Consider the following 19,399-nt stretch of genomic DNA (forward strand, 5'->3'; position numbering starts at 1 on the left):
AGTCCTAGCCGAACATCCCCGCCACCCGACCCAGCAGCATGAAGGCGCGCGCGGTGCGGGTTTCGGCCAGGTCGTTCAGTTCCTGGTCGGTGGCGTCTGGCTCGAACTCGACCAGCATGCGGTCGAACTGTCGCAGGAAATGATGTGCGGCATCGCGGAAGATCGGGTCCTGCTTCATTCGCGCCGCGGTCAGCGCCAGACAGGAGCGGTCGCGCACCCCACCCAGCGCGGAGACGCCCGCGCCACGCTCGCCTTGGGCAAAGCGGCGCCAGATTTCGGGCCGGGCCCGGTCCGGTGTCAGGTCGTCCATGTAGATGCCGTCCTGGCTGAGCAGGGTCAGCACGTCCTGGGCCGAACGGACCAGCTTGGCGGCAATCCTGTCCTCGAGCGCGCGGCGCAGCGCGCGAAAGCCCTCGCGGTCGCCGGTGGTCTCGGGGAAGTTCAGCGCGCGGATGAACTCGCGCCGTTCCAGCGGCGGTTGCAATGTCTCGGCCGTTGCGCCCAGCGCCAGCGAGGGCTGCGCCTCGGTCTGGGGCTGGGGGGCAGGGGGCGGGGCGGGCGCAGGGGGCGGTTCTGCGGCCGCCTCGCGCGCGCGGGTCGAAACGAAGGTCGCGACGACGGTTTCGGTCTTGCGCTGCGCCTCGGCGATTTCCTCGATCCGTCTTTCCAGGGTCGGACGCGGATCGGTGCCCCCGGCGCGCTGCTGCTGGATCTGGCTCTGGCGCAGGGCATCCAGCGCCGCGCTCAACCGCGCCGACTCCTCGCGAAGGATGCGCGCGCTGCGCATCGTGGCCGCGCCCACCCAGATCAGCGCGAGCGGCGTCACCATCGCCAGAAGCAGCAGAACGAAGCCCAGGGCGCCGGCGCCCCCGTCCGCCCCGCGCCCGAAGGCGAGGAAACTTCCCGCCACGGCCAGCCAGAGCACGGACAGCACCGCCGCCACGACATCCGTCGTCGTGATCCCGTTATCGCGGACCGGGCGCGTGAAGCTTCCCGGGTCGAACGACTTGTCCTGCTTTTCCCAAGCCATGCAACGGCTCCCGCGTCCTCAGACGTAGCGGATCTTGAGCACCTCGTAGCCGCGTTCGCCACCCGGCGTGCGCACCTCGATGTTGTCGCCTGCCTCCTTGCCGATCAGCGCGCGGGCCAGCGGCGAATTGATGTTCAGCAGGCCCTTCTCGATATCTGCCTCGGCCTCGCCCACGATCTGGTAGGTCCGTTCCTCGTCCGTGTCCTCGTCGACCAGCGTCACGGTGGCGCCGAACTTGATCGGCCCCGACAGCTTCGCAGGGTCGATCACCTCGGCCCGGGACAAGAGCGACTCAAGTTCCTTGATGCGGCCTTCGATGAAGCTCTGCTTCTCGCGCGCGGCATGATACTCGGCATTTTCCGACAGGTCGCCATGCTCGCGCGCCTCTGCGATCGCCCGGATCACGGCCGGACGCTCGACGGATTTGAGCGTCTTCAGTTCTTCATCCAGCGCGGTGTGGCCCGCGCGGGTCATAGGTATCTTTTCCATGGCACTCTTCGGGACTTAAAGAGAACAAGGCGGGCGCAAACTGCAGCCCGCCAGCGGTTGGGTTCCGATTCACCTGAACCGAGAGCGGCGCGGATTGCAAGAGTGCATCACCAGCCGCAAGCGCCGTTCCGCCAAGCCTCCGGGGGCGTTCCGTTGCGCAATGCCGCTCTGCAGCGAAATCTTGTTGCGTTGCGATTGAACTGCCCCGCCGCCTGCGCTAACGGTTTGCGGTAGCATAACGTGGGGGCGGCGCCCGCGCCGTTCGAGAGGGGAAGTTCCATGGCCGAGATCGAACGGGAATCGATGGAATATGACGTCGTTATCGTGGGCGCGGGGCCTGCGGGCCTTTCTGCCGCGATCCGGCTCAAGGAGCTCGAGTCCGATCTGTCGGTCGTGGTGCTTGAAAAGGGCTCCGAGGTCGGCGCGCATATCCTGTCGGGCGCGGTTCTGGATCCCACTGGCCTGAACGCGCTTTTCCCCGACTGGAAGGAACGCGGTGCGCCGGTCAGCGTGCCGGTTCGCGAGGACAATTTCCTGTTTCTCGGCGAAAAGGGCCAGATCCGGTTTCCCAACTGGCTGATGCCGCCCCTGATGTCGAACCATGGCAACTACATCGTCTCGATGGGCAATGTCTGCCGCTGGCTGGCCGAACAGGCCGAGGGGCTGGGCGTCGAGATCTTCCCCGGCATGTCCTGTTCGGAAGTCGTCTGGGGCGAGGATGGCCGCCTTGCAGGCGTCGTCGCGGGCGAGTTCGGGCGGCAGGCCGATGGCACACCGGGGCCGAATTACGAACCGGGCATGGAACTGCGCGGCAAGTATGTCTTCCTTGCCGAAGGCGTGCGCGGATCGCTGTCCAAGCAGGTGATCGTGAAATTCGGCCTGTCGGAAGGCCGCGACCCGCAGAAATACGGCATCGGCATGAAGGAGATCTGGGAGATCGACCCCGCCAAGCACCGCGAGGGCACGGTCACCCATACGATGGGCTGGCCGCTTGACGGCAATGCCGGTGGCGGTTCGTTCATCTACCACGCCGAGAACAACCAGATCTTCATCGGTTTCGTGGTGCACCTGAACTACGAGAACCCGCATCTTTACCCCTACATGGAGTTCCAGCGCTTCAAGCATCACCCGGTCGTGGCCGAGTTGCTGAAGGGCGGCAAGCGCGTGGCCTATGGCGCGCGGGCGATTTCCGAGGGCGGTTACCAGTCGATCCCGAAGGCAGCGTTCCCCGGCGGCGTGCTGCTGGGCTGTTCCGCAGGGCTGGTGAACGTGCCGCGGATCAAGGGCAATCACAACGCGATGATGTCGGGGATCGAGGCGGCGACCGCCGCGGTCGCGGCGATCCGCGCAGGCCGCGCGGGCGATACGCTTGAGGATTACGACACCGCGCTGCATGCGGGCGCCATCGCCAAGGACCTGAAGCGGGTCCGGAACGTCAAGCCGCTCTGGTCGCATTACGGCAACCTGATGGCGACGGCGCTGGGCGGGTTCGACATGTGGATGGCCAACCTGACCGGCTGGAACCCGCTGGGCACGCTGCACCACGCCAAGACCGACGCCGCCCATACCGGAAAGGCCAAGGATTTTCCCAAGATCGACTACCCCAAGCCCGATGGCGTGCTCAGCTTCGACCGGCTGACCAACGTGGCGTTTTCCTTCACCAATCACGAGGAAAGCCAGCCCAGCCACCTGCGGCTTGCCGATCCGGCCCTGCCGATCCGGGTGAACCTGCCCGAATTCGCGGAACCCGCGCAGCGCTATTGTCCGGCGGGCGTCTACGAGGTGGTCGAGAAGGACGGCACCAAGGAATTCGTCGTCAACTTCCAGAACTGCGTCCATTGCAAGACCTGCGATATCAAGGATCCCAGCCAGAACATCACCTGGGTGACGCCGCAGGGTGGTGACGGGCCGAACTATCCGAACATGTAACATCCGCGCGACGGGGGCAGGGTTTCGGGGGGCGGTTCGGGGCGGCGGATTGCCTTGCCCGGCGCCGGGCTCTAGGTTTGTCCATATCAGTTGGAGTATCTCCTTGGCCGCCCGCCTTCCGCGTTTCGCCCTTCTTGCCGCTGTCGGGCTCTCTGCCCTGACATTGGCCGCCCCCGTCCGCGCGCAGGAGGGTCTTGCCGGGGCCTATCTGGCCGCGCGCCAGGCCAGCATGTACAGCGACTACGCCGAGGCGGCGCGCTATTTCGACGCCGCACTGGCGCGCGATCCGTCCAATCCGTTCCTCCTGGAAAACGCCCTGACCGCCCATGTCGGACTTGGCGAGCTTGACCGCGCGGTGCCGATCGCGCGGCGTCTGGAAAGCGGCGGCCATTCCAGTCAGATCGCGAACCTCGTCATTATTGCCGAGCAGATGAAGCGCGGCGCCTGGGACGAGGTGCTGGCCGACATGGAGGCCGGGCGCAGTGCCGCGCCGCTGGTCGATGCGCTGATCCGCGCCTGGGCACGGTTCGGGCAGGGCCGCATGTCCGAGGCGCTGGAGGCCTTCGACGCGGCCTCTGCGCAGTCCGGGCTCAGGGCATTCGGGCTGTACCACAAGGCGCTGGCGCTGGCCGCGGCGGGCGATTTCGAGGGGGCCGACCTGATCCTGTCCGGTGAGGCCGAGGGGCCGTTGCGCGCGACCCGGCGCGGCGTGATCGCCCACGCACAGGTTCTCAGCCAGCTCGAACGCAATTCGGATGCGCTGGAACTGGTCGAGATGGCCTTCGGCAGCGAAACCGATCCCGGGGTGACCCGGCTGAGTGCGCGGCTGGCTGCGGATGAGCCGCTGCCCTTCGATGTCGTGCGCGACGCGACCGAGGGGGCAGCCGAGGTCTTCTACACCGTTGCGGGCGCGCTGAACGGCGATGCGATGGACAGCTACACGCTGATCTACTCGCGGCTTGCCGAATACCTTGCCCCGGCCAATACCGATGCGGTTCTGCTGTCCGCCAACCTTCTGGAATCGCAGGAGCGGTACGAGCTTGCCATCGCGGCTTATGCCCGTGTCGGGGCGGAGGATCCGGCCTTCTACGCCGCCGAGCTCGGCCGCGCCGAAGCGATGCGCAGGGCGGGCGATATCGACGCTGCGATCGGGGTTCTTGAGGCGCTGGCCGCGGAATTTCCCGACATCGCCATCGTCCATGTGACGCTGGGCGACACGTTCCGCAGCCAGGAGCGGTACGAGGAAGCGCGGCAAGCCTATGACGCGGCCATCGCGCTGTTCGACGAGCCCGCCCGCGGCCAGTGGATCGTCTACTACGTCCGCGGCATCACGCATGAGCGGCTGGACATCTGGGACAGGGCCGAGGCCGATTTCCTTCAGGCCCTCGAACTGGAACCCGACCAGCCGCAGGTGCTGAACTATCTGGGCTATTCCTGGGTCGAGATGAAGACCAATCTCGATCAGGCGCTCGACATGATCGAACGCGCCGTCGCCGCCCGGCCCGATGACGGCTATATCACCGACAGCCTGGGCTGGGTGCTGTACCGGCTGGGCCGCTACGACGAGGCGGTGCCGCATATGGAACGTGCGGCCGAACTGATGCCGGTCGATCCGATCGTCAACGACCATCTGGGCGATGTCTACTGGGCCGTGGGGCGGCGCAACGAGGCGCGGTTCCAGTGGCACCGCGCGCTGTCCTTCGACCCCGAGGAGGACGAGGCCAACCGCATCCGCCGCAAGCTGGACGTGGGGCTCGACAAGGTGCTCAAGGAAGAAGGGGCGCCGCCCCTGCATCCGGCCAATGACGGTTGAGGCCTTCGCGCCTGCCAAGATCAACCTGACCCTGCATGTCACCGGACAGCGGGCAGATGGCTATCACCTGCTCGACAGCCTTGTGGTCTTTGCCGATTGCGGCGACCGGCTGACGCTGGCGCCCGCCGACGATCTGACGCTGACCGTCACCGGCCCCCGCGCCGAGGGCGTGCCCACGGACGGGCGCAACCTGGTGCTGAAGGCCGCGGCGCTGTTCGGGCCGGGGCGAGGCGCGGCGATCACGCTGGACAAGCACCTGCCCGCCGCGGCCGGGATCGGCGGGGGCTCGTCCGATGCCGCGGCGGCGCTGCGCGGTCTTGCGCAGCTTTGGGACATGGCCCTGCCCGAGCCGCAGGCGGTGCTGTCGCTGGGCGCCGATGTGCCAGTCTGCCTTGCGCCTCGGTCGCTGCGCATGCGCGGCGTCGGCGAGGAGATCACCGAGGGGCCGCGCCTGCCCGCGATGGGGTTGGTTCTGGTGAACCCGGGCGTCGAGGTGCCCACGCCCGCGGTGTTCAAGGCGCTGACCCGCAAGGACAACCCGGCCATGCCGCATCCGCCGGGATGGGCAAGCGCTGCGACCATGGCGCATTGGCTGAAGACCCAGCGTAACGACCTCGAGGCCCCCGCAATGGAACTGGCACCTGTGATCGGCGCGGTTCTGAAGGCAATTGGCGCCAGCCCGGGCTGCCACATGTCCCGGATGTCAGGCTCGGGAGCCACCTGCTTTGGCCTTTTCGACACCCGCGCCGAGGCCGAGGCCGCCGCCGCGGCCCTGCGTGCCGAGAACCTCGGATGGTGGGTCGCCGCCGGCGAACCCTTCACTCTCTGACGGAATCCGGGATCAACTGATCCGCGCCACCACGAAATCGGCCAGGTCGCTCAGCATGTCCCGGATCTCGTGATCGGGCAGGCAGTCCAGCGCCTCTTTCGCCCGTGCCGACCAGGCCAGCGCCTCAATCCGCGTCGCCTCGATTGCGCCGCGCCTGTGCATCAGGTCCAGCGCGTGTTCCAGATCACCCTCGCGCTGGTCGCCCTTGGCGATCGTGCGCTTCCAGAACGCGCGTTCCTCGTCATCGGCCGCAGCGACCGCCTTGATGATCGGCAGCGTCAGCTTGCGCTCGCGGAAATCGTCGCCGATATTCTTTCCGGTCGCCTTGGCATCGCCTGCCACGTCCAGCAGGTCGTCAACGATCTGGAAGCCCACGCCCAACGCATCGCCGTAAGTGTAGAGCGCGCGCACCTGATCCTCGGGCATGCCTGCGATCACGCCGCCGACCTCGGTCGCCGCTGCGAACAGCGCTGCGGTCTTGCCACGGATCACCTTGAAATAAACATCCTCGGTCGTCGCAAGATCGCGCGCCGCGGTCAGTTGCAGCACCTCTCCTTCCGCGATCACCGCGGCGGCGTTCGACAGGATGTCCAGCACCTGCAGATTGCCCGGCGCCACCATCAACTGGAAGGACCGCGCGAACAGGTAATCGCCGACCAGCACGCTCGACTTGTTGTCCCAGAGCAGGTTCGCGGTCGGCCGTCCGCGGCGCTGGCCGCTTTCGTCCACCACATCGTCATGCAACAGCGTCGCGGTATGGATGAACTCGACCGTCGCGGCCAGGTAGACGTGATAGGGCCCGTCATAGCCGCACATCCGCGCCGCCGCGATGGTCAGCATCGGGCGCAGGCGCTTGCCGCCCGCACTCACGATATGCGCGGCCACCTCTTCGATCCGCGGGGCATAATCCGACCGCATCCGTTCCCGGATCAGCCTGTCGACGGCGGCCATTTCCTCGCTCAGCAGAGCGGCCAGCCGTTCATGCGGTTTCGTGACTGCGTTGTCCAAGCCCATCACGGCCTCGTCAGGGTTGCTCGACAAGCGGGGCGCTCTGGCCTTAACTCGCTGTCATGAAGGAACTCATCCGCACCAACGACCCGACGATCATCGCCTTCGTCTCGGCACTTCTACAAGGCGAGGAGATAGTCTGCTTTCAGATGGATGTCCACATGAGCATACTTGAGGGCTCGATAGGCGTTTTGCCGCGCCGGATCATGGTGGCGGATCGCGACCTGTTCCGCGCACGCGCCGTCTTGCGTGACAACGGCATCGATCTGCCCGAAAGCGGATGAGGCCGGAGGAGGGGTTCACGCGCGATGCGTTCCTGGGTGGCAAGCTGTCGATCTGCCAGCCAGAGCAAGGCTATCGCGCCGGGATAGACCCGGTTCTGCTGGCCGCCGCGGTGCCTGCCGCGCCGGGGCAGTCGGTGCTGGAACTGGGCTGCGGCGTCGGGGTGGCCAGCCTTTGCCTCGGCGTTCGAGTGCCGGGGCTGACGCTGACCGGGGTGGAATTGCAACCCGTCTATGCCGAGCTGGCGCGCGGAAATGCCCGCGCGAACGGCATCGCTCTCGACATCGTGACCGCCGATCTGGCGGCGCTGCCCGCATCCTTGCGCGCGCGCGGTTTCGATCATGTCATCGCCAACCCGCCCTACCACCTGCGCGCGCGCGGCAGCGCCGCCCCCGATCCGGGCCGCGAGACAGCGCTGGGCGAGGCGACGCCGCTGGCACTTTGGGTCGAGACCGCCGCCCGCCGCCTTGCCCCCCGCGGCTGGCTCACGCTGATCCAGCGCGCCGAGCGGCTGCCCGAGCTGCTGGGGGCCCTGGATACACGTTTAGGTAGTGTGGAGATCCTGCCCCTGGCAGCCCGCCCCGGCCGCCCTGCCAAACTTGTCCTCCTGCGCGCGAGGAAGGGAGGCAAGAGCGCCTTCAGGTTGCATAGCCCATTGATTCTTCACGAAGGTTCCCGGCACGAACGGGATGGTGACAGCTATGTTCCGGCCATCTCCGATGTCCTGCGTCGGGGCGCCGCACTTCCATGGCCGGTCTGACGAAACCCGTTATGCGCGAATCCGTGATTTTCAAGGAGGTGACACGACTCGTTTTTCGTGCTGCACTGTAATGGTTCGATGACACAAGGAGAGGAGCACCGACCATGAACCTGAGTTCGCATCTTCAGGAACTCCGCCGCAAGCACCAGGCACTCTCGGACCAGGTCGAGGAGGCGCAGCGAACGCCGTCGGCGGATGACTTCCGTATCGCGGACCTCAAGAAGCAGAAACTCAGGCTCAAGGAACAGATCGAAAGGCTGTCTCAGGCCTGATCATGCCGTGCGCTGGCCCGGGCGGCCAGCGCGGCGCCGCCGGTGATCAGCACCGTGGCGGCAACAAGGACAGGCGTGGGGGCCGAGATCCCCGCGCCAACGAGGACCATCGTGGACAAAAGTGGCGCGGCGTAGCTGGCCACCCCCAGAAGCTGTATGTCGCCGCGCTTCACCCCGATGTCCCAGACATAAAAGGCCAGCCCCACTGGCCCCAGCCCCAGCGCCAGCACGCTGAACCAGCCAACACCCGACTCCGGCCAGACCGTTTCCTCCAGCACCAGGTGAAGCGGCAGCGACAATCCGGCGGTGGCAAGGCAGAACACCGCGACGCTTGCTGTGGGGATCTCGCCCAACCGACGCGACAGAACGGAATAGCTCGACCAGGTCAATGCGCAGAGCAGCGCCAGCCCGTAGCCGGGCAGCGCCGCGCCGTCGAACCCGGCTGCCCCCCGCGCCACGATCAGTGCCGCCCCTGCAAAACCGGCCAGCGCGCCGAACACATGGCCCGCCCGCAGTCGCTCGCCGGGCAAGAGCCCCGAGAACAGCACGATCAGAAGCGGCCAGAGATAGGCGATCAACCCCGCCTCGGCGGCGGGCGCCAGCCGCAGCGCCGAGAAGTAAAGCGCGTGATAGCCGAACAGCCCCGCCGTGCCGAAGGCATAGACCCTCAGCGGTACCCGGACCAACAGCCGCGCCTCGCCGGTCGCGGCCACCCAGACCAGCCCGACCGCGCCCCCGATGGCAAAACAGATCGCATTGAGCTGGAATGGCGGCACCGGCGCCGAACCCACGGTCAACAGCGCCAGAAGCGCCCAGAGCAGGACGGCAAGGAATCCGATGGCTGTGGCGCGGGACCGGGACATGGCGCGTCCTCTATACCGGTCGCGCCGCGCCGCCCAGAGCGGTTCGCGCCCTCCTGTCTTCTTCTTGGAAAAAATACCCATGCGCGCAGCGCGCCCGCGGCACGCGGGCATGAAGAAAGGGCGGCCCCGATGGGCCGCCCCCGTGATCGCAGAGGTCCGCGTTCAGACGAAGAACTGCGCGCCGTTGGCCGAGATGGTCGAGCCGTTGACGAAGGTCGACTCGTCCGAGGCCAGGAAGACCACGCAGCGCGCGATTTCCTCGGGCTCGCCAAGACGGCCGGCCGGGATCTGGGCGATGATCGCCTCGCGCACCTTCTCGGGCACCGCCATCACCATTTCGGTGGCGATGTAGCCCGGGCAGATCGCGTTCGCGGTGATGCCGAACCGCGCGCCTTCCTGGGCCAGCGACTTGACGATGCCCAGGTCGCCCGCCTTGGTCGCGGCATAGTTCACCTGGCCGAACTGGCCCTTCTGCCCGTTGATCGAGGAAATCACGATCACCCGGCCGAACTTGCGCTCGCGCATGCCGGGCCAGACCGGGTGGACGGTGTTGAAGACGCCCGTCAGGTTGGTGTCGATCACCTCTTTCCACTGTTCGGGCGTCATCTTGTGGAAGGGCGCGTCGCGGGTGATGCCCGCATTGGCGACCACCACGTCGATCGGGCCCAGATCGGCCTCGACCTTCTCGATCCCGGCCTTGGACGCCTCGTAATCGGCCGCGTTCCACTTGTAGGTGGGGATGCCGGTTTCCTCGGTGAACTTCTTCGCGGCGTCGTCATTGCCGGCATAGGTCGCCGCGACCGTATAGCCCGCCGCCTTCAGCGCCTTGCTGATCGCCGCGCCGATGCCGCGGCTGCCGCCGGTGACGAGTGCAACTCTTGCCATGATTCCTCCAGAATGGGTGTCGATTGTGCCGGTAACGGTGTTACGCAAGAAAGATTGGGCGCGCAACAATATTGCGCGCCCATCTTGTCCCCGGGCTTACGGCCGTTCCAGGCACATTGCGACGCCCATGCCGCCGCCGATGCAGAGGGTGGCAAGGCCCTTCTTCGCGTCGCGGCGCTTCATCTCGAACAAGAGCGTGTTCAGGATGCGCGCGCCCGAGGCGCCGATCGGGTGGCCGATGGCGATGGCGCCGCCGTTCACGTTCACGATCGCCGGATCCCAGCCCATGTCCTTGTTCACTGCGCAGGCCTGGGCGGCAAAGGCCTCGTTCGCCTCGACCAGATCCAGATCGCCGACCTTCCAACCCGCCTTTTCCAGCGCCTTGCGGCTGGCATGGATCGGGCCGACGCCCATGATCGAGGGATCAAGCCCCGCCGTCGCGTAGGAGGCGATGCGCGCAAGCGGTTCCAGCCCGCGGCGTTCGGCCTCGTCGGCCGACATCACCAGCACGCCCGCCGCGCCGTCATTGATGCCCGACGCGTTGGCCGCGGTCACGCTGCCGTCCTTGGTGAAGGCGGGGCGCAGTTTCTGCATGCTGTCGAGCGTGGCGCCGTGGCGGATGTACTCGTCCGCATCGACGATGGTGTCGCCCTTGCGGCCCTTGACCGTCACCGCCACGATCTCGTCGGCGAACTTGCCGGCCTTCTGCGCGGCCTCGGCCTTGTTCTGGCTGGCCAGCGCGAACTCGTCCTGCATGTCGCGGCTGATCTGCCACTGGTTCGCCACGTTCTCGGCGGTCTGGCCCATGTGGTAGCCGTTGAAGGCGTCCCACAGCCCGTCCCGGATCATTGAATCGATGAAGGACAGATCGCCCATCTTCTGGCCCGCGCGCAGGTGGGCGACATGGGGCGAAAGCGTCATGTTCTCCTGCCCGCCGGCGGCGACGATGGCTGCATCGCCAAGCTGGACATGCTGGGCCGCCAGCGCCACCGCGCGCAGGCCCGAGCCGCAGACCTGGTTGATCGACCAGGCCGCCGATTCGATGGGGAACCCGGCATTGATGTGGGCCTGCCGGGCGGGGTTCTGGCCCTGGCCCGCGGTCAGCACCTGGCCGAGGATGGTCTCGGACACCTCGGCCTTGTCGATGCCGGCGCGTTCAACCAGCGCTTCAAGCATGATGCGGCCAAGCTCGTGGGCGGGCACCGTTGCGAAAGAGCCGTTGAAACTGCCGACCGGCGTGCGCGCGGCCGAGACGATGACGACATTGGTCATGGTTGGGTCCTTCTCCCCTGGTCGATTTTCGTGCGCACTATAGGGGATGCGGATGCAGAAAGGCACCCCCTGTCAGTGACCGGGAATGCCCTGCCGAAGCGGGAAACTGCCGGGCGCCAGCACGATGGCGCAGCCGTCAGGCGCGGCGCTTTTCGCGGCCCTCGCGCCAGGGGGGCACGAGCGACGGCGCGCCGAAGGCAAAGCCCTGCATGCAGTCGATCCCGGCCGCAGCCAGCCAGGCGGCATCGCGCGCGGTTTCGACATTCTCGGCGACCGTGAACATGTCGAAATGCTGGCCGATGGCGATCAGCGCCTGGGCCAGCACCTGGTTGTCGGGACTGTCTGCGATGCCGCGGATGAACTGGCCGTCGATCTTGAGGATGTCGAAATAGAACTCGCGCAGATAACGGAAGGCCGTATAGCCCGCGCCGAAATCGTCCAGCGCGAAGGCGATGCCCTTGGTCTGCAATTCGCGCATGAAGACCGACACGAGGTCAGGCATGACCATCGCCGAGCTTTCGGTGATCTCCAGGATCAGCCGTTCGGCGACCGTGGCGTCGCGGGCGAGGCCGTCCTCCAGCGTCTTCTTCCAGCGTGGATAGCCGATCGAGCGGGCCGACATGTTGATCGCCAGGCGCAGGTCCGGCGCCTCGGTCAGCGCGATCAGTCCCATCTCCAGCGCGAGACAGTCGATCATCCGGCCCATCTCGTTCGTCTCGACCGTCTCGATGAAGTCGCGCGCGGGTATTACCCGGCCGGTATGGTCGAGGATACGGATCAGCCCCTCGTAGAACGCGACCTGCCCATGTTCGACCGACTGCACCACGGGCTGGAAGGCCAGCAGCACATCGCGCCGCTCGATCGCCTTGTGCACGGTCTGGAGGATGTCCCGATCCCGCTGGGTGATCGCGACGGAAAGCGGGCTTTCCTGTCCAGGCTCCACGACGATTTTGGGATCGGCTTTCTTGCTTGGCATGCTGTCTCTCCGCTTCCACGCGGACCAGTTGTGGGCAAAGCCGTTAAGGGCGAATGAATGTTCGCATTAGGTTCCAATTTTCGGTAATCTGGACGCGACCCGCCAACCAACTGGAAATAAAGAGGTCTTGCAATGGACGAGCGATGCTGGTGGTGCGGAGCGGACCCGCTTTACGTAGCGTATCATGACACCGAATGGGGCATTCCGGAGCGTGACGGGCGGGCACTTTTCGAGAAGCTGATTCTCGACGGCTTCCAGGCGGGGCTGGCCTGGATCACCATCCTGAGAAAGCGCGAAGCGTTCCGCGCAGCCTTTGCCGGGTTCGATCCCGCGGTGATCGCGGGTTGGGGCGAGGCCGAGGTCGCGCGCCTGCTGGCTGATCGCGGGATCGTGCGGCATCGCGGCAAGATCGAGGCCGCGATCGGGAATGCGCGGGCATGGCTTGACCTCGAGGCGCGCGACGGGTTCGCACCCTTCCTGTGGCGCTATGTCGATGGCCTGCCGATCCAGAACCGGTTCGCAGCGCCGGGCGACATACCTGCCGAGACGCCTTTGTCGCGTCAGGTATCGGCGGATCTGCGTGCCGCGGGATTCCGCTTCTGCGGGCCGACGATCACCTATGCCTTCATGCAGGCGGTGGGAATGGTCAACGACCATCTCGTGACCTGCCCGCGCCATGACGAGGTCGCGGCGCTGGCCGGACGGTAGCGGATCCGCTGCGGGTCTTGCGCCGGCCCGCGCGCGGCGACCGTCCGGGGGCCAGCCCCCGGACCCCCGGGATATTTCCGGCCAGAAGAAGAAGGGGAGGCGCGCGTCTCTTGCGGCATGGTCGTGGTGGGCTTTGTCCTTGCAAAGCTGGGCCGGGGGTCTTATTGGGGCGGCTCGAAGTTGCGCGGCCGGCCCCAGTGGCATGCCGAGTCGCGCCTGAACCGCCCGAAGAGGAGACGGAAATGCCCAAGATGAAGACCAAGTCGAGCGCCAAGAAGCGCTTCAAGGTGACGGCGACGGGCCGCGTGCTTGCCGCCCAGGCCGGCAAGCGGCACGGCATGATCAAGCGGACGAACAAGTTCATCCGCAGCGCCCGCGGGACCTCGACGCTGTCGGCCCCGGACGAGAAGATCGTCAAGACCTACATGCCCTACGACCGCTGAGGAGGCCGAACCATGTCCCGAGTCAAAGGTGGAACGACCACCCACGCCCGTCACAAGAAGGTCATCAAGGCGGCGAAAGGCTATTATGGCCGCCGCGGCAATGCCTATCGCACCGCGACCCAGGCCGTCGACAAGGCCAACCAGTACGCGACCCGTGACCGCAAGCAGCGCAAGCGCAATTTCCGCGCGCTGTGGATCCAGCGGATCAATGCGGCCGTCCGCGCCTGTGACGAGACGCTGACCTATTCGCGCTTCGTCAACGGCCTGGCCACCGCCGGGATCGAGGTTGACCGCAAGGTTCTGGCCGATCTCGCGGTGAACGAGCCCGAGGCGTTCGGCGCCATCGTTGCCCGGGCCAAGGCCGCGCTGGCCTGATCCATCGCGATCCTGCCTTTCTGCCCCCGTCCGGTCGACCCGGGCGGGGGTTTTGCGTTCCGCGTGCTGATCAGGCCAGGCTCGGGGCGGAGATGCCGTTGCGCAGCCGGGCCAGGCGGGCCTCGCCTGTTTCCTCGCCGAAGCAGGTCTCGAAATCGGTGCAGGCGGTGCAGACCGGCGCGGTGCAGAGCACGAAGCCCTCCTCCTCGCAGAGCTTGCGGTAGAAGAACCGCTTCCATTTCATGTTGGCGGTGTTCTGGCGGGCAAGCGGCGCGAAGTGGCGATCGAGCAGCGCCGTCAACTCGCCCCGGTCGCGCAGGCCCAGATCCTGCCAGAGATGGTCGGGTTCCATCGCGCGGCGGGCGATCATGGCGGCCAGCGGGTGTTCCAGCGGGCTTGCGCCGCTTGCATGGGCCAGCAGCAGATCGCGGACCGAGGTCTCTTCGATCTCTGCCGGGGGCGGGGGGGGGCGGGTCATTCGCTCGATCCCCGCGCCGCAACCCGGAAACACCATGTCTGACAGGGCGCGCAGCGCCTGCGCGTCCAGCCCGGAATGGGCGCACAGCCTGCCCGCCGCGCCGCCCTCGGCAATCGCCAGCGCCAGGATCGAGGCCAGAACATGGGCGTCGAACGGGTCGGCGTCCGGCGCTGTCCCCCCGATCAGCCAGCTATAGGCCTCGTCCGCTGTCATGCCCGGCTCCTTTCGTGCAAGAGGCGGAGGCGGTATCGACAGGCCCGGCCCGACATCCCGCGTCCACCGCTTGCCTTCCTATCTTCGCGGCTTCGAGCGCGCGCACAAACTGTCCATGCCGCCGGAGGCCCGCCCTTCTGGCCATCCGCCCGGTTTTTCGGCTCTGCCGGGCGTCTCTGCCGTGCAGACTGGCAGCGCGTGCCCGGCGGAGCCCTGCATTTGCAATCGCCGGACCCTGTGCTATCGACGCCACGAAATGCCAGCAAGGGGGCCCCGGAATGGACGATCTCAGGCGGAAATATCTCGACGCGATTGCCGGTGCGGGGGACGAGACGGCGATCGAGGAGGTGCGGGTTCAGGCCCTCGGTAAGAAGGGTGAGATCAGCCTGAAGATGCGCGAACTGGGCCAGATGTCGGCCGAAGAGCGTCAGTCGATGGGGCCGAAGCTGAACGCGCTGAAGGACGAGATCACCTCGGCGCTGGCCGGGCGCAAGGCATCGCTGGCCGATGCCGCGCTGGAAGAACGACTGGCCGCCGAATGGCTGGACGTGACCCTGCCCGGCCGTCCACGCCCGCGCGGCACGATCCATCCCGTCAGCCAAGTGACCGAGGAAATCACCGCGATCTTTGCCGATATGGGCTTTGCCGTCGCCGAGGGGCCGCAGATCGAAAGCGACTGGTTCAATTTCGACGCGCTGAACATCCCGCCTGAACACCCCGCCCGGCAGGAGCATGACACGTTCTTCATGGCGCGCGCCGCGGGCGACAACCGCGCGCCGCATGTGCTGCGCACGCATACCTCGCCGGTGCAGATCCGCGCGATGCAGGCCCAGGGCGCGCCGATCCGGGTGATCGCGCCGGGCCGGGTCTATCGCTGCGATTACGACCAGACGCATACACCGATGTTCCACCAGGTCGAGGGGCTGGCCATCGACCGCGACATTTCCATGGCCAACCTGAAATGGGTGCTGGAGGAATTCTGCCGCGCCTTTTTCGAGGTCGAAGGCGTGGAACTGCGCTTCCGCGCCTCGCATTTCCCCTTCACCGAACCGTCGGCCGAGGTCGATATCCGTTGTTCCTGGGAAGGCGGCACGCTGAAGATCGGCGAGGGCAATGACTGGATGGAAATCCTGGGGAGTGGCATGGTTCATCCCAAGGTGCTGGCCGCGGGCGGGATCGACCCCGACCAGTGGCAGGGCTTTGCCTTCGGCATGGGCATCGACCGGCTGGCGATGCTGAAATACGGGATTCCGGATCTGCGGGCGTTCTTCGATTCAGACCTGCGCTGGCTGAGACATTACGGATTCAGCGCGCTCGACATGCCGACGCTGCATGGGGGGTTGAGTGGGTGAGCGCGTGGGTTCCGATAACGACAGCATTGATCGCCATTTTTGGCGGCGCACTTGCATATTGGAATCAAAAACGGATCGACCGAACGGCCGAGCTAATTGCAAAGCGTCGCTTGGCCTACGAGCAATATCTGCTGGCATACCTTCGCGCCGCCGCTGCTGAGGGACTTCAGCCCCTGACTGAAGCAAGAATGGCCGTAGTTCTGGTCGCGTCCGACGATGTGCTGAAGGCTGTCGGCGACTTGGACGATTACGCGAAAAAGACCAGTGCTCCCAATTTTGGCCGCGATATGGCGTTATTCAACAGCCTCTTTGCAAAAGCGGTAGCAGCGATGCGTCGTGATGTCTTTGAGAAGACCAAACTTTCGATCGAAGATTTGAAGCGGGCGTTGCCGATCGGAGAGTGACAGCAACCGTAGGGTGGGTGAAACCCACCACCTGCCCGCACCCGCGTCCGCCCGCCGGTGGGTTGACACCCACCCTACGCAAATCCCGGCCGCGGCCCAAGACCCCTAGAACGTCACCTCGACGCCGGGCAGGCGCAGTTCGACCATCAGGTCGCGCAATTCCTGCCTTGCGGCGATGTTCGAGAAGTTCATGCCGGTGACGCCGGTATCGCGCAGGTCCAGAAGCGTCAGGCCGCTGGGGAACAGCTCGCGAAAGATCACCCGTTCCGAGAAACCCGGCGCCACGCGAAAGCCGATGCGGCGCGACAGGTTGACCAGCGCGTCGCCCATCTTGCGCTTGTTGTGCATCTGCTGTGCGCCCAGCCGGTTGCGCAGCACCACCCAGTCGATCGGCTTCAGCCCGGCCTGCGCGCGCATCTGGCGGGCGTTCCAGACCATCTCGGAATAGATCGACGGGCCGAGGATCTTGCCGCTTGCCCCGTCATGCCGGGCCAGCAGGTCGAAATCTATGAAACTGTCGTTCAGCGGCGTGATCAGCGTGTCGGCCAGCGTGTGGGCGATCTGGCTCAGCCGTGTATGCGAGCCGGGGCAGTCGATCAGGATGAACTCCTTGTCCTGCTCCATTCCGGCAACCGCCTCGGCGATGCGGCGGTCATGCGGGTTCTCGCCCTGCTCCAGTTGCTCGGGCGCGATCTCGGGCAATTCGCGGTAGTCCGGCGTCGGCAAATCGAGGCCCGAGCGGTCCATATAGGCGCGCCGGTTCTCCATGTAGCGGCCAAAGCTGCGCTGGCGCAGGTCCAGATCCAGCGCGCCGACCCGGTGGCCCAGCCGCGCCAGCGCGGTCGCCACATGCATCGACATGGTGGACTTGCCCGCCCCGCCCTTTTCATTGCCGACGACGATGATATGCGCCACGTCACCTTCCCCCTGCGATCTGCATGACTATGGGCGAGAGAGTCGCCGACAACCATATGTTGTGGCAAGCGGTAGTCAAAGCGGGAGTGGAGGACAAGGTGTCACGATTACGGCGCATGGTCCTGCCGCAGCCTCCGCCACATGAAAACGCCGCCCCGGGGGGCGGCGTCTCCGCAGTGTTGAAGCCGGGCGGGATCAGAAGCCCAGGCCCTCGTATTTCTTCTTGAACTTCGACACGCGGCCACCGGTGTCCATCAGGCGCTGGCCGCCGCCAGTCCAGGCGGGGTGCACCGACGGGTCGATATCGAGGGCAAGCATGTCGCCCTCCTTGCCATAGGTCGATTTCATCTGGATCACGGTGCCGTCGGTCATCTTGACGTCGATCACGTGGTAATCGGGGTGGATATCCTTGCGCATGGTCGCTCTCCTCACGCCTCGGTCTTCGGCTTGTAGGTGCTGTCCTCGGCGATCCGGGCCGATTTGCCACGGCGCGCGCGGAGGTAGTAGAGCTTGGCGCGGCGCACGCGGCCGCGGCGCACCACCTCGATCGAGTCGATATTCGTCGAGTAGAGGGGGAACACCCGTTCCACACCCTCGCCGAACGAGATCTTGCGAACGGTGAACGACCCGGCGATGCCCTTGCCGTTGTTGCGGGCAATGCACACGCCTTCGTAGTTTTGAACGCGCGAGCGGGTGCCCTCGGTCACCTTGTAGCCCACGCGGATCGTGTCGCCCGGCTTGAAGTCGGGAATCTTCTTATCGAGGGCGGCGATCTGTTCCGCCTCGAGCTGTGCGATCAGGTTCATCGCAGCGTCTCCATCTTTGCTCGCGGTTCGTTCCGCGAAGGTGATGCAGCCCTCAGAGCTCTCGGTCTCCGTCCGGGTCCCTACCGCGGCTTGCGCAGTAAGCCCGCCAGAGGTCAGGGCGGCGTTCCTTGGTCAGCCTTTCGGCCTCGGCCTTCCGCCAGGCGGCGATCTTCGCGTGATGGCCCGACAGGAGAATGTCGGGTATCGCGCGGCCTTTCCAGACGGCGGGCCGTGTATACTGCGGATGTTCAAGCAGGCCCTCGGAAAAGGATTCCTCCTCCGTGGATGCCTGATTCCCGAGTACGCGGGGTATAAGGCGGACAGTCCCGTCAATCAAGGCCTGTGCCGCGATCTCGCCACCTGTCAGGACGAAATCCCCCAGGCTGACTTCCTCGACGCCATATTCCTCGATCACCCGCTCGTCCAGCCCCTCGAACCGGCCGCAGATCAGGGTGATGCCCTCGGCCTGCGCGAAGCGTTGCGCCATCGCTTGCGTGAACGGTGCGCCCCGGGGGGAGAGGTAGACCAAAGGCCAGCGGTTGCGATCCGTGGGCGTGCCCAGCGCGGCCTGATCCAGCGCGGCGCCCATCACATCGGGGCGCAGCACCATTCCGGCGCCGCCACCTGCCGGGTTGTCGTCGACATTGCGGTGCCTGCCCTCGCCGAAGGGGCGCAGATCGACGGTTTCCAGCGCCCAGAGCCCCATTTCCAGCGCCCGTCCGGTCAGCGACAGGCCCAGAACGCCGGGAAACGCCTCGGGGAACAGGGTGATGATGCGCGCGGTCCAGGCGCCTTTCAGGCGGGGCCGCGTGTCCATCAGGTCGCGGGGCTGAAGGCTCGCCGAGATCGAGAGCCGCCCATGGGATTTCGGTGTGTCCGTCATGGGCGGTCTCTAGCCGGAAACGCGGCCGGGCGAAAGCCTCAGCCCTTGCGCGATACCGCGATCGCGCCGCCAAGCCCGACCGCCGAGACGAGGATCGGCAGCCAGAGCGGCAGCGCGACAACCGGGGCGTCAAGCGCCCAGAAGATGCCGAGGCCGATCAGGAAGACAAGGTTGACCCAGATGATCTGGTTGAAGACCATCAAGGGCAGCGCCCTGGCCAGCTTCTTGCCCTGCGCGGCGCGGGTGGCGGCGGCTGCGGGGTCGAGGGCGCGCGCGACGGTGGCCAGCGCGGCGATGACAAGGATGACCCAGACCGGGTTTTCCGATTGCCCGGCCAGGAAGGCCCCGGCCAGGATGATCGCGTAGAAGATGTTTGCAGGGGACATGGTGATCCTCGTTCCTTGTTGGTCGGCG

At 66.3% G+C, this 19,399-nt stretch carries 24 protein-coding genes; 11 read left to right on the forward strand and 13 right to left on the reverse strand.

The features are described from left to right. Positions 1-4: 4 nt before the first annotated feature. Both NHN26_RS02045 and greA read right to left on the reverse strand, forming a co-directional pair. On the reverse strand, positions 5-1,030 hold the full coding sequence (locus tag NHN26_RS02045; protein WP_253087854.1) for a hypothetical protein: 1,026 nt from the start codon (positions 1,028-1,030) through the stop codon (positions 5-7). Positions 1,031-1,048: 18 nt separating this feature from the next. Next, on the reverse strand, positions 1,049-1,519 hold the full coding sequence (gene greA / locus NHN26_RS02050; protein ID WP_253087855.1) for a transcription elongation factor GreA: 471 nt from the start codon (positions 1,517-1,519) through the stop codon (positions 1,049-1,051). A 279-nt stretch (positions 1,520-1,798) separates the two neighbouring features. On the opposite strand from greA, the gene NHN26_RS02055 reads away from it, so the two are divergent. The 3 genes from NHN26_RS02055 (at position 1,799) to NHN26_RS02065 (ending at position 6,090) form a co-directional block, all read left to right on the forward strand. Then, on the forward strand, positions 1,799-3,448 hold the full coding sequence (locus tag NHN26_RS02055; RefSeq protein ID WP_253087856.1) for an electron transfer flavoprotein-ubiquinone oxidoreductase: 1,650 nt from the start codon (positions 1,799-1,801) through the stop codon (positions 3,446-3,448). A 103-nt stretch (positions 3,449-3,551) separates the two neighbouring features. Continuing rightward, positions 3,552-5,261 carry a tetratricopeptide repeat protein gene (locus tag NHN26_RS02060; RefSeq protein WP_253087857.1) on the forward strand — a complete coding sequence of 570 codons (1,710 nt, stop codon included), beginning with the start codon at positions 3,552-3,554 and terminating at the stop codon, positions 5,259-5,261. Then, the gene (locus tag NHN26_RS02065; protein WP_253087858.1) at positions 5,251-6,090 is read left to right on the forward strand and encodes a 4-(cytidine 5'-diphospho)-2-C-methyl-D-erythritol kinase; all 840 of its coding nucleotides are present in this window, start codon (positions 5,251-5,253) and stop codon (positions 6,088-6,090) included. The genes NHN26_RS02060 and NHN26_RS02065 overlap by 11 nt, the downstream gene beginning before the upstream one ends. Positions 6,091-6,102: 12 nt before the next feature. Here the strand turns inward: NHN26_RS02065 and NHN26_RS02070 are convergent, their stop codons facing one another. Next, positions 6,103-7,104 (reverse strand): polyprenyl synthetase family protein, encoded by a 1,002-nt coding sequence (locus tag NHN26_RS02070; protein ID WP_253087859.1) that lies wholly within the window; start codon positions 7,102-7,104, stop codon positions 6,103-6,105. Between the two features lie 56 nt (positions 7,105-7,160). On the opposite strand from NHN26_RS02070, the gene NHN26_RS02075 reads away from it, so the two are divergent. The 3 genes from NHN26_RS02075 to NHN26_RS02085 all read left to right on the forward strand — a co-directional run bounded on the left by NHN26_RS02075 (position 7,161) and on the right by NHN26_RS02085 (position 8,412). Then, on the forward strand, positions 7,161-7,382 hold the full coding sequence (locus NHN26_RS02075; RefSeq protein WP_132695122.1) for a putative signal transducing protein: 222 nt from the start codon (positions 7,161-7,163) through the stop codon (positions 7,380-7,382). Continuing rightward, complete coding sequence (locus NHN26_RS02080) at positions 7,379-8,140, forward strand: tRNA1(Val) (adenine(37)-N6)-methyltransferase (protein WP_253087860.1); 762 nt, start codon at positions 7,379-7,381, stop codon at positions 8,138-8,140. The genes NHN26_RS02075 and NHN26_RS02080 overlap by 4 nt, the downstream gene beginning before the upstream one ends. A gap of 104 nt (positions 8,141-8,244) precedes the next feature. Next, a complete protein-coding gene (locus tag NHN26_RS02085; RefSeq protein ID WP_132695119.1) occupies positions 8,245-8,412 on the forward strand; it encodes a YdcH family protein in 168 nt (55 codons plus the stop codon). Here the strand turns inward: NHN26_RS02085 and yddG are convergent. From yddG to NHN26_RS02105, 4 genes are all read right to left on the reverse strand, one after another. Further along, positions 8,403-9,275 (reverse strand): aromatic amino acid exporter YddG, encoded by an 873-nt coding sequence (yddG, locus tag NHN26_RS02090; protein ID WP_253087861.1) that lies wholly within the window; start codon positions 9,273-9,275, stop codon positions 8,403-8,405. The two genes, NHN26_RS02085 and yddG, sit on opposite strands and share 10 nt — an antisense overlap. Before the next feature lie 162 nt (positions 9,276-9,437). Next, positions 9,438-10,160 carry an acetoacetyl-CoA reductase gene (phbB, locus tag NHN26_RS02095; RefSeq protein ID WP_253087862.1) on the reverse strand — a complete coding sequence of 241 codons (723 nt, stop codon included), beginning with the start codon at positions 10,158-10,160 and terminating at the stop codon, positions 9,438-9,440. Positions 10,161-10,256: 96 nt separating this feature from the next. Further along, positions 10,257-11,432: an acetyl-CoA C-acetyltransferase gene (locus NHN26_RS02100; protein ID WP_253087863.1), complete on the reverse strand. Its 1,176-nt coding sequence runs from the start codon at positions 11,430-11,432 to the stop codon at positions 10,257-10,259. A 136-nt stretch (positions 11,433-11,568) separates the two neighbouring features. After that, positions 11,569-12,408: an EAL domain-containing protein gene (locus NHN26_RS02105; protein WP_253087864.1), complete on the reverse strand. Its 840-nt coding sequence runs from the start codon at positions 12,406-12,408 to the stop codon at positions 11,569-11,571. A gap of 132 nt (positions 12,409-12,540) precedes the next feature. Here NHN26_RS02105 and NHN26_RS02110 point away from each other — a divergent pair, with 132 nt between their 5' ends. The 3 genes from NHN26_RS02110 (at position 12,541) to rplT (ending at position 13,934) form a co-directional block, all read left to right on the forward strand. Continuing rightward, the gene (locus NHN26_RS02110) at positions 12,541-13,116 is read left to right on the forward strand and encodes a DNA-3-methyladenine glycosylase I (protein ID WP_253087865.1); all 576 of its coding nucleotides are present in this window, start codon (positions 12,541-12,543) and stop codon (positions 13,114-13,116) included. A gap of 242 nt (positions 13,117-13,358) precedes the next feature. After that, positions 13,359-13,559, forward strand: a complete 201-nt coding sequence (rpmI, locus tag NHN26_RS02115; RefSeq protein ID WP_132695109.1) for a 50S ribosomal protein L35 — start codon at positions 13,359-13,361, stop codon at positions 13,557-13,559. 12 nt (positions 13,560-13,571) lie between these two features. After that, positions 13,572-13,934, forward strand: coding sequence for a 50S ribosomal protein L20 (gene rplT, locus NHN26_RS02120; protein ID WP_253087866.1), 363 nt, complete (start codon positions 13,572-13,574; stop codon positions 13,932-13,934). 70 nt (positions 13,935-14,004) lie between these two features. Here rplT and NHN26_RS02125 read toward each other — a convergent pair whose 3' ends face one another. Continuing rightward, positions 14,005-14,625 carry a nitrogen fixation protein NifQ gene (locus tag NHN26_RS02125; protein WP_253087867.1) on the reverse strand — a complete coding sequence of 207 codons (621 nt, stop codon included), beginning with the start codon at positions 14,623-14,625 and terminating at the stop codon, positions 14,005-14,007. A 278-nt stretch (positions 14,626-14,903) separates the two neighbouring features. Between NHN26_RS02125 and pheS the strand changes: the two genes are divergently transcribed. Continuing rightward, complete coding sequence (pheS, locus tag NHN26_RS02130; protein ID WP_253087868.1) at positions 14,904-15,977, forward strand: phenylalanine--tRNA ligase subunit alpha; 1,074 nt, start codon at positions 14,904-14,906, stop codon at positions 15,975-15,977. Beyond that, the gene (locus NHN26_RS02135) at positions 15,974-16,381 is read left to right on the forward strand and encodes a hypothetical protein (protein WP_253087869.1); all 408 of its coding nucleotides are present in this window, start codon (positions 15,974-15,976) and stop codon (positions 16,379-16,381) included. Before pheS ends, NHN26_RS02135 begins: the two co-directional genes overlap by 4 nt. A gap of 105 nt (positions 16,382-16,486) precedes the next feature. Here the strand turns inward: NHN26_RS02135 and NHN26_RS02140 are convergent, their stop codons facing one another. The 5 genes from NHN26_RS02140 to NHN26_RS02160 all read right to left on the reverse strand — a co-directional run bounded on the left by NHN26_RS02140 (position 16,487) and on the right by NHN26_RS02160 (position 19,371). Further along, positions 16,487-17,296 (reverse strand): division plane positioning ATPase MipZ, encoded by an 810-nt coding sequence (locus tag NHN26_RS02140; protein ID WP_253087870.1) that lies wholly within the window; start codon positions 17,294-17,296, stop codon positions 16,487-16,489. Between the two features lie 195 nt (positions 17,297-17,491). Beyond that, the gene (rpmE, locus tag NHN26_RS02145) at positions 17,492-17,713 is read right to left on the reverse strand and encodes a 50S ribosomal protein L31 (protein WP_253087871.1); all 222 of its coding nucleotides are present in this window, start codon (positions 17,711-17,713) and stop codon (positions 17,492-17,494) included. An 11-nt stretch (positions 17,714-17,724) separates the two neighbouring features. Further along, positions 17,725-18,102, reverse strand: a complete 378-nt coding sequence (rplS, locus tag NHN26_RS02150; protein WP_132695612.1) for a 50S ribosomal protein L19 — start codon at positions 18,100-18,102, stop codon at positions 17,725-17,727. 52 nt (positions 18,103-18,154) lie between these two features. After that, a complete protein-coding gene (gene trmD / locus NHN26_RS02155) occupies positions 18,155-18,985 on the reverse strand; it encodes a tRNA (guanosine(37)-N1)-methyltransferase TrmD (RefSeq protein WP_253087872.1) in 831 nt (276 codons plus the stop codon). A 38-nt stretch (positions 18,986-19,023) separates the two neighbouring features. After that, entirely contained in the window at positions 19,024-19,371 is a 348-nt protein-coding gene (locus NHN26_RS02160; RefSeq protein WP_253087873.1) for a hypothetical protein, read from the reverse strand. Positions 19,372-19,399: the final 28 nt, after the last annotated feature.

The sequence above is a fragment of the Rhodovulum tesquicola genome (assembly GCF_024128855.1).
Classification (GTDB): domain Bacteria; phylum Pseudomonadota; class Alphaproteobacteria; order Rhodobacterales; family Rhodobacteraceae; genus Rhodovulum; species Rhodovulum tesquicola.

Bases quoted from the DNA above. Each gene is read 5' to 3' on its own strand.
- NHN26_RS02045 (WP_253087854.1), bottom strand. From the start codon at position 1,030: ATGGCTTGGGAAAAGCAGGACAAGTCGTTCGACCCGGGAAGCTTCACG.
- greA (WP_253087855.1), bottom strand. From the start codon at position 1,519: ATGGAAAAGATACCTATGACCCGCGCGGGCCACACCGCGCTGGATGAA.
- NHN26_RS02055 (WP_253087856.1), top strand. From the start codon at position 1,799: ATGGCCGAGATCGAACGGGAATCGATGGAATATGACGTCGTTATCGTG.
- NHN26_RS02065 (WP_253087858.1), top strand. From the start codon at position 5,251: ATGACGGTTGAGGCCTTCGCGCCTGCCAAGATCAACCTGACCCTGCAT.
- NHN26_RS02070 (WP_253087859.1), bottom strand. From the start codon at position 7,104: ATGGGCTTGGACAACGCAGTCACGAAACCGCATGAACGGCTGGCCGCT.
- NHN26_RS02075 (WP_132695122.1), top strand. From the start codon at position 7,161: ATGAAGGAACTCATCCGCACCAACGACCCGACGATCATCGCCTTCGTC.
- NHN26_RS02080 (WP_253087860.1), top strand. From the start codon at position 7,379: ATGAGGCCGGAGGAGGGGTTCACGCGCGATGCGTTCCTGGGTGGCAAG.
- NHN26_RS02085 (WP_132695119.1), top strand. From the start codon at position 8,245: ATGAACCTGAGTTCGCATCTTCAGGAACTCCGCCGCAAGCACCAGGCA.
- yddG (WP_253087861.1), bottom strand. From the start codon at position 9,275: ATGTCCCGGTCCCGCGCCACAGCCATCGGATTCCTTGCCGTCCTGCTC.
- phbB (WP_253087862.1), bottom strand. From the start codon at position 10,160: ATGGCAAGAGTTGCACTCGTCACCGGCGGCAGCCGCGGCATCGGCGCG.
- NHN26_RS02100 (WP_253087863.1), bottom strand. From the start codon at position 11,432: ATGACCAATGTCGTCATCGTCTCGGCCGCGCGCACGCCGGTCGGCAGT.
- NHN26_RS02105 (WP_253087864.1), bottom strand. From the start codon at position 12,408: ATGCCAAGCAAGAAAGCCGATCCCAAAATCGTCGTGGAGCCTGGACAG.
- NHN26_RS02110 (WP_253087865.1), top strand. From the start codon at position 12,541: ATGGACGAGCGATGCTGGTGGTGCGGAGCGGACCCGCTTTACGTAGCG.
- rpmI (WP_132695109.1), top strand. From the start codon at position 13,359: ATGCCCAAGATGAAGACCAAGTCGAGCGCCAAGAAGCGCTTCAAGGTG.
- rplT (WP_253087866.1), top strand. From the start codon at position 13,572: ATGTCCCGAGTCAAAGGTGGAACGACCACCCACGCCCGTCACAAGAAG.
- NHN26_RS02125 (WP_253087867.1), bottom strand. From the start codon at position 14,625: ATGACAGCGGACGAGGCCTATAGCTGGCTGATCGGGGGGACAGCGCCG.
- pheS (WP_253087868.1), top strand. From the start codon at position 14,904: ATGGACGATCTCAGGCGGAAATATCTCGACGCGATTGCCGGTGCGGGG.
- rpmE (WP_253087871.1), bottom strand. From the start codon at position 17,713: ATGCGCAAGGATATCCACCCCGATTACCACGTGATCGACGTCAAGATG.
- rplS (WP_132695612.1), bottom strand. From the start codon at position 18,102: ATGAACCTGATCGCACAGCTCGAGGCGGAACAGATCGCCGCCCTCGAT.
- trmD (WP_253087872.1), bottom strand. From the start codon at position 18,985: ATGACGGACACACCGAAATCCCATGGGCGGCTCTCGATCTCGGCGAGC.
- NHN26_RS02160 (WP_253087873.1), bottom strand. From the start codon at position 19,371: ATGTCCCCTGCAAACATCTTCTACGCGATCATCCTGGCCGGGGCCTTC.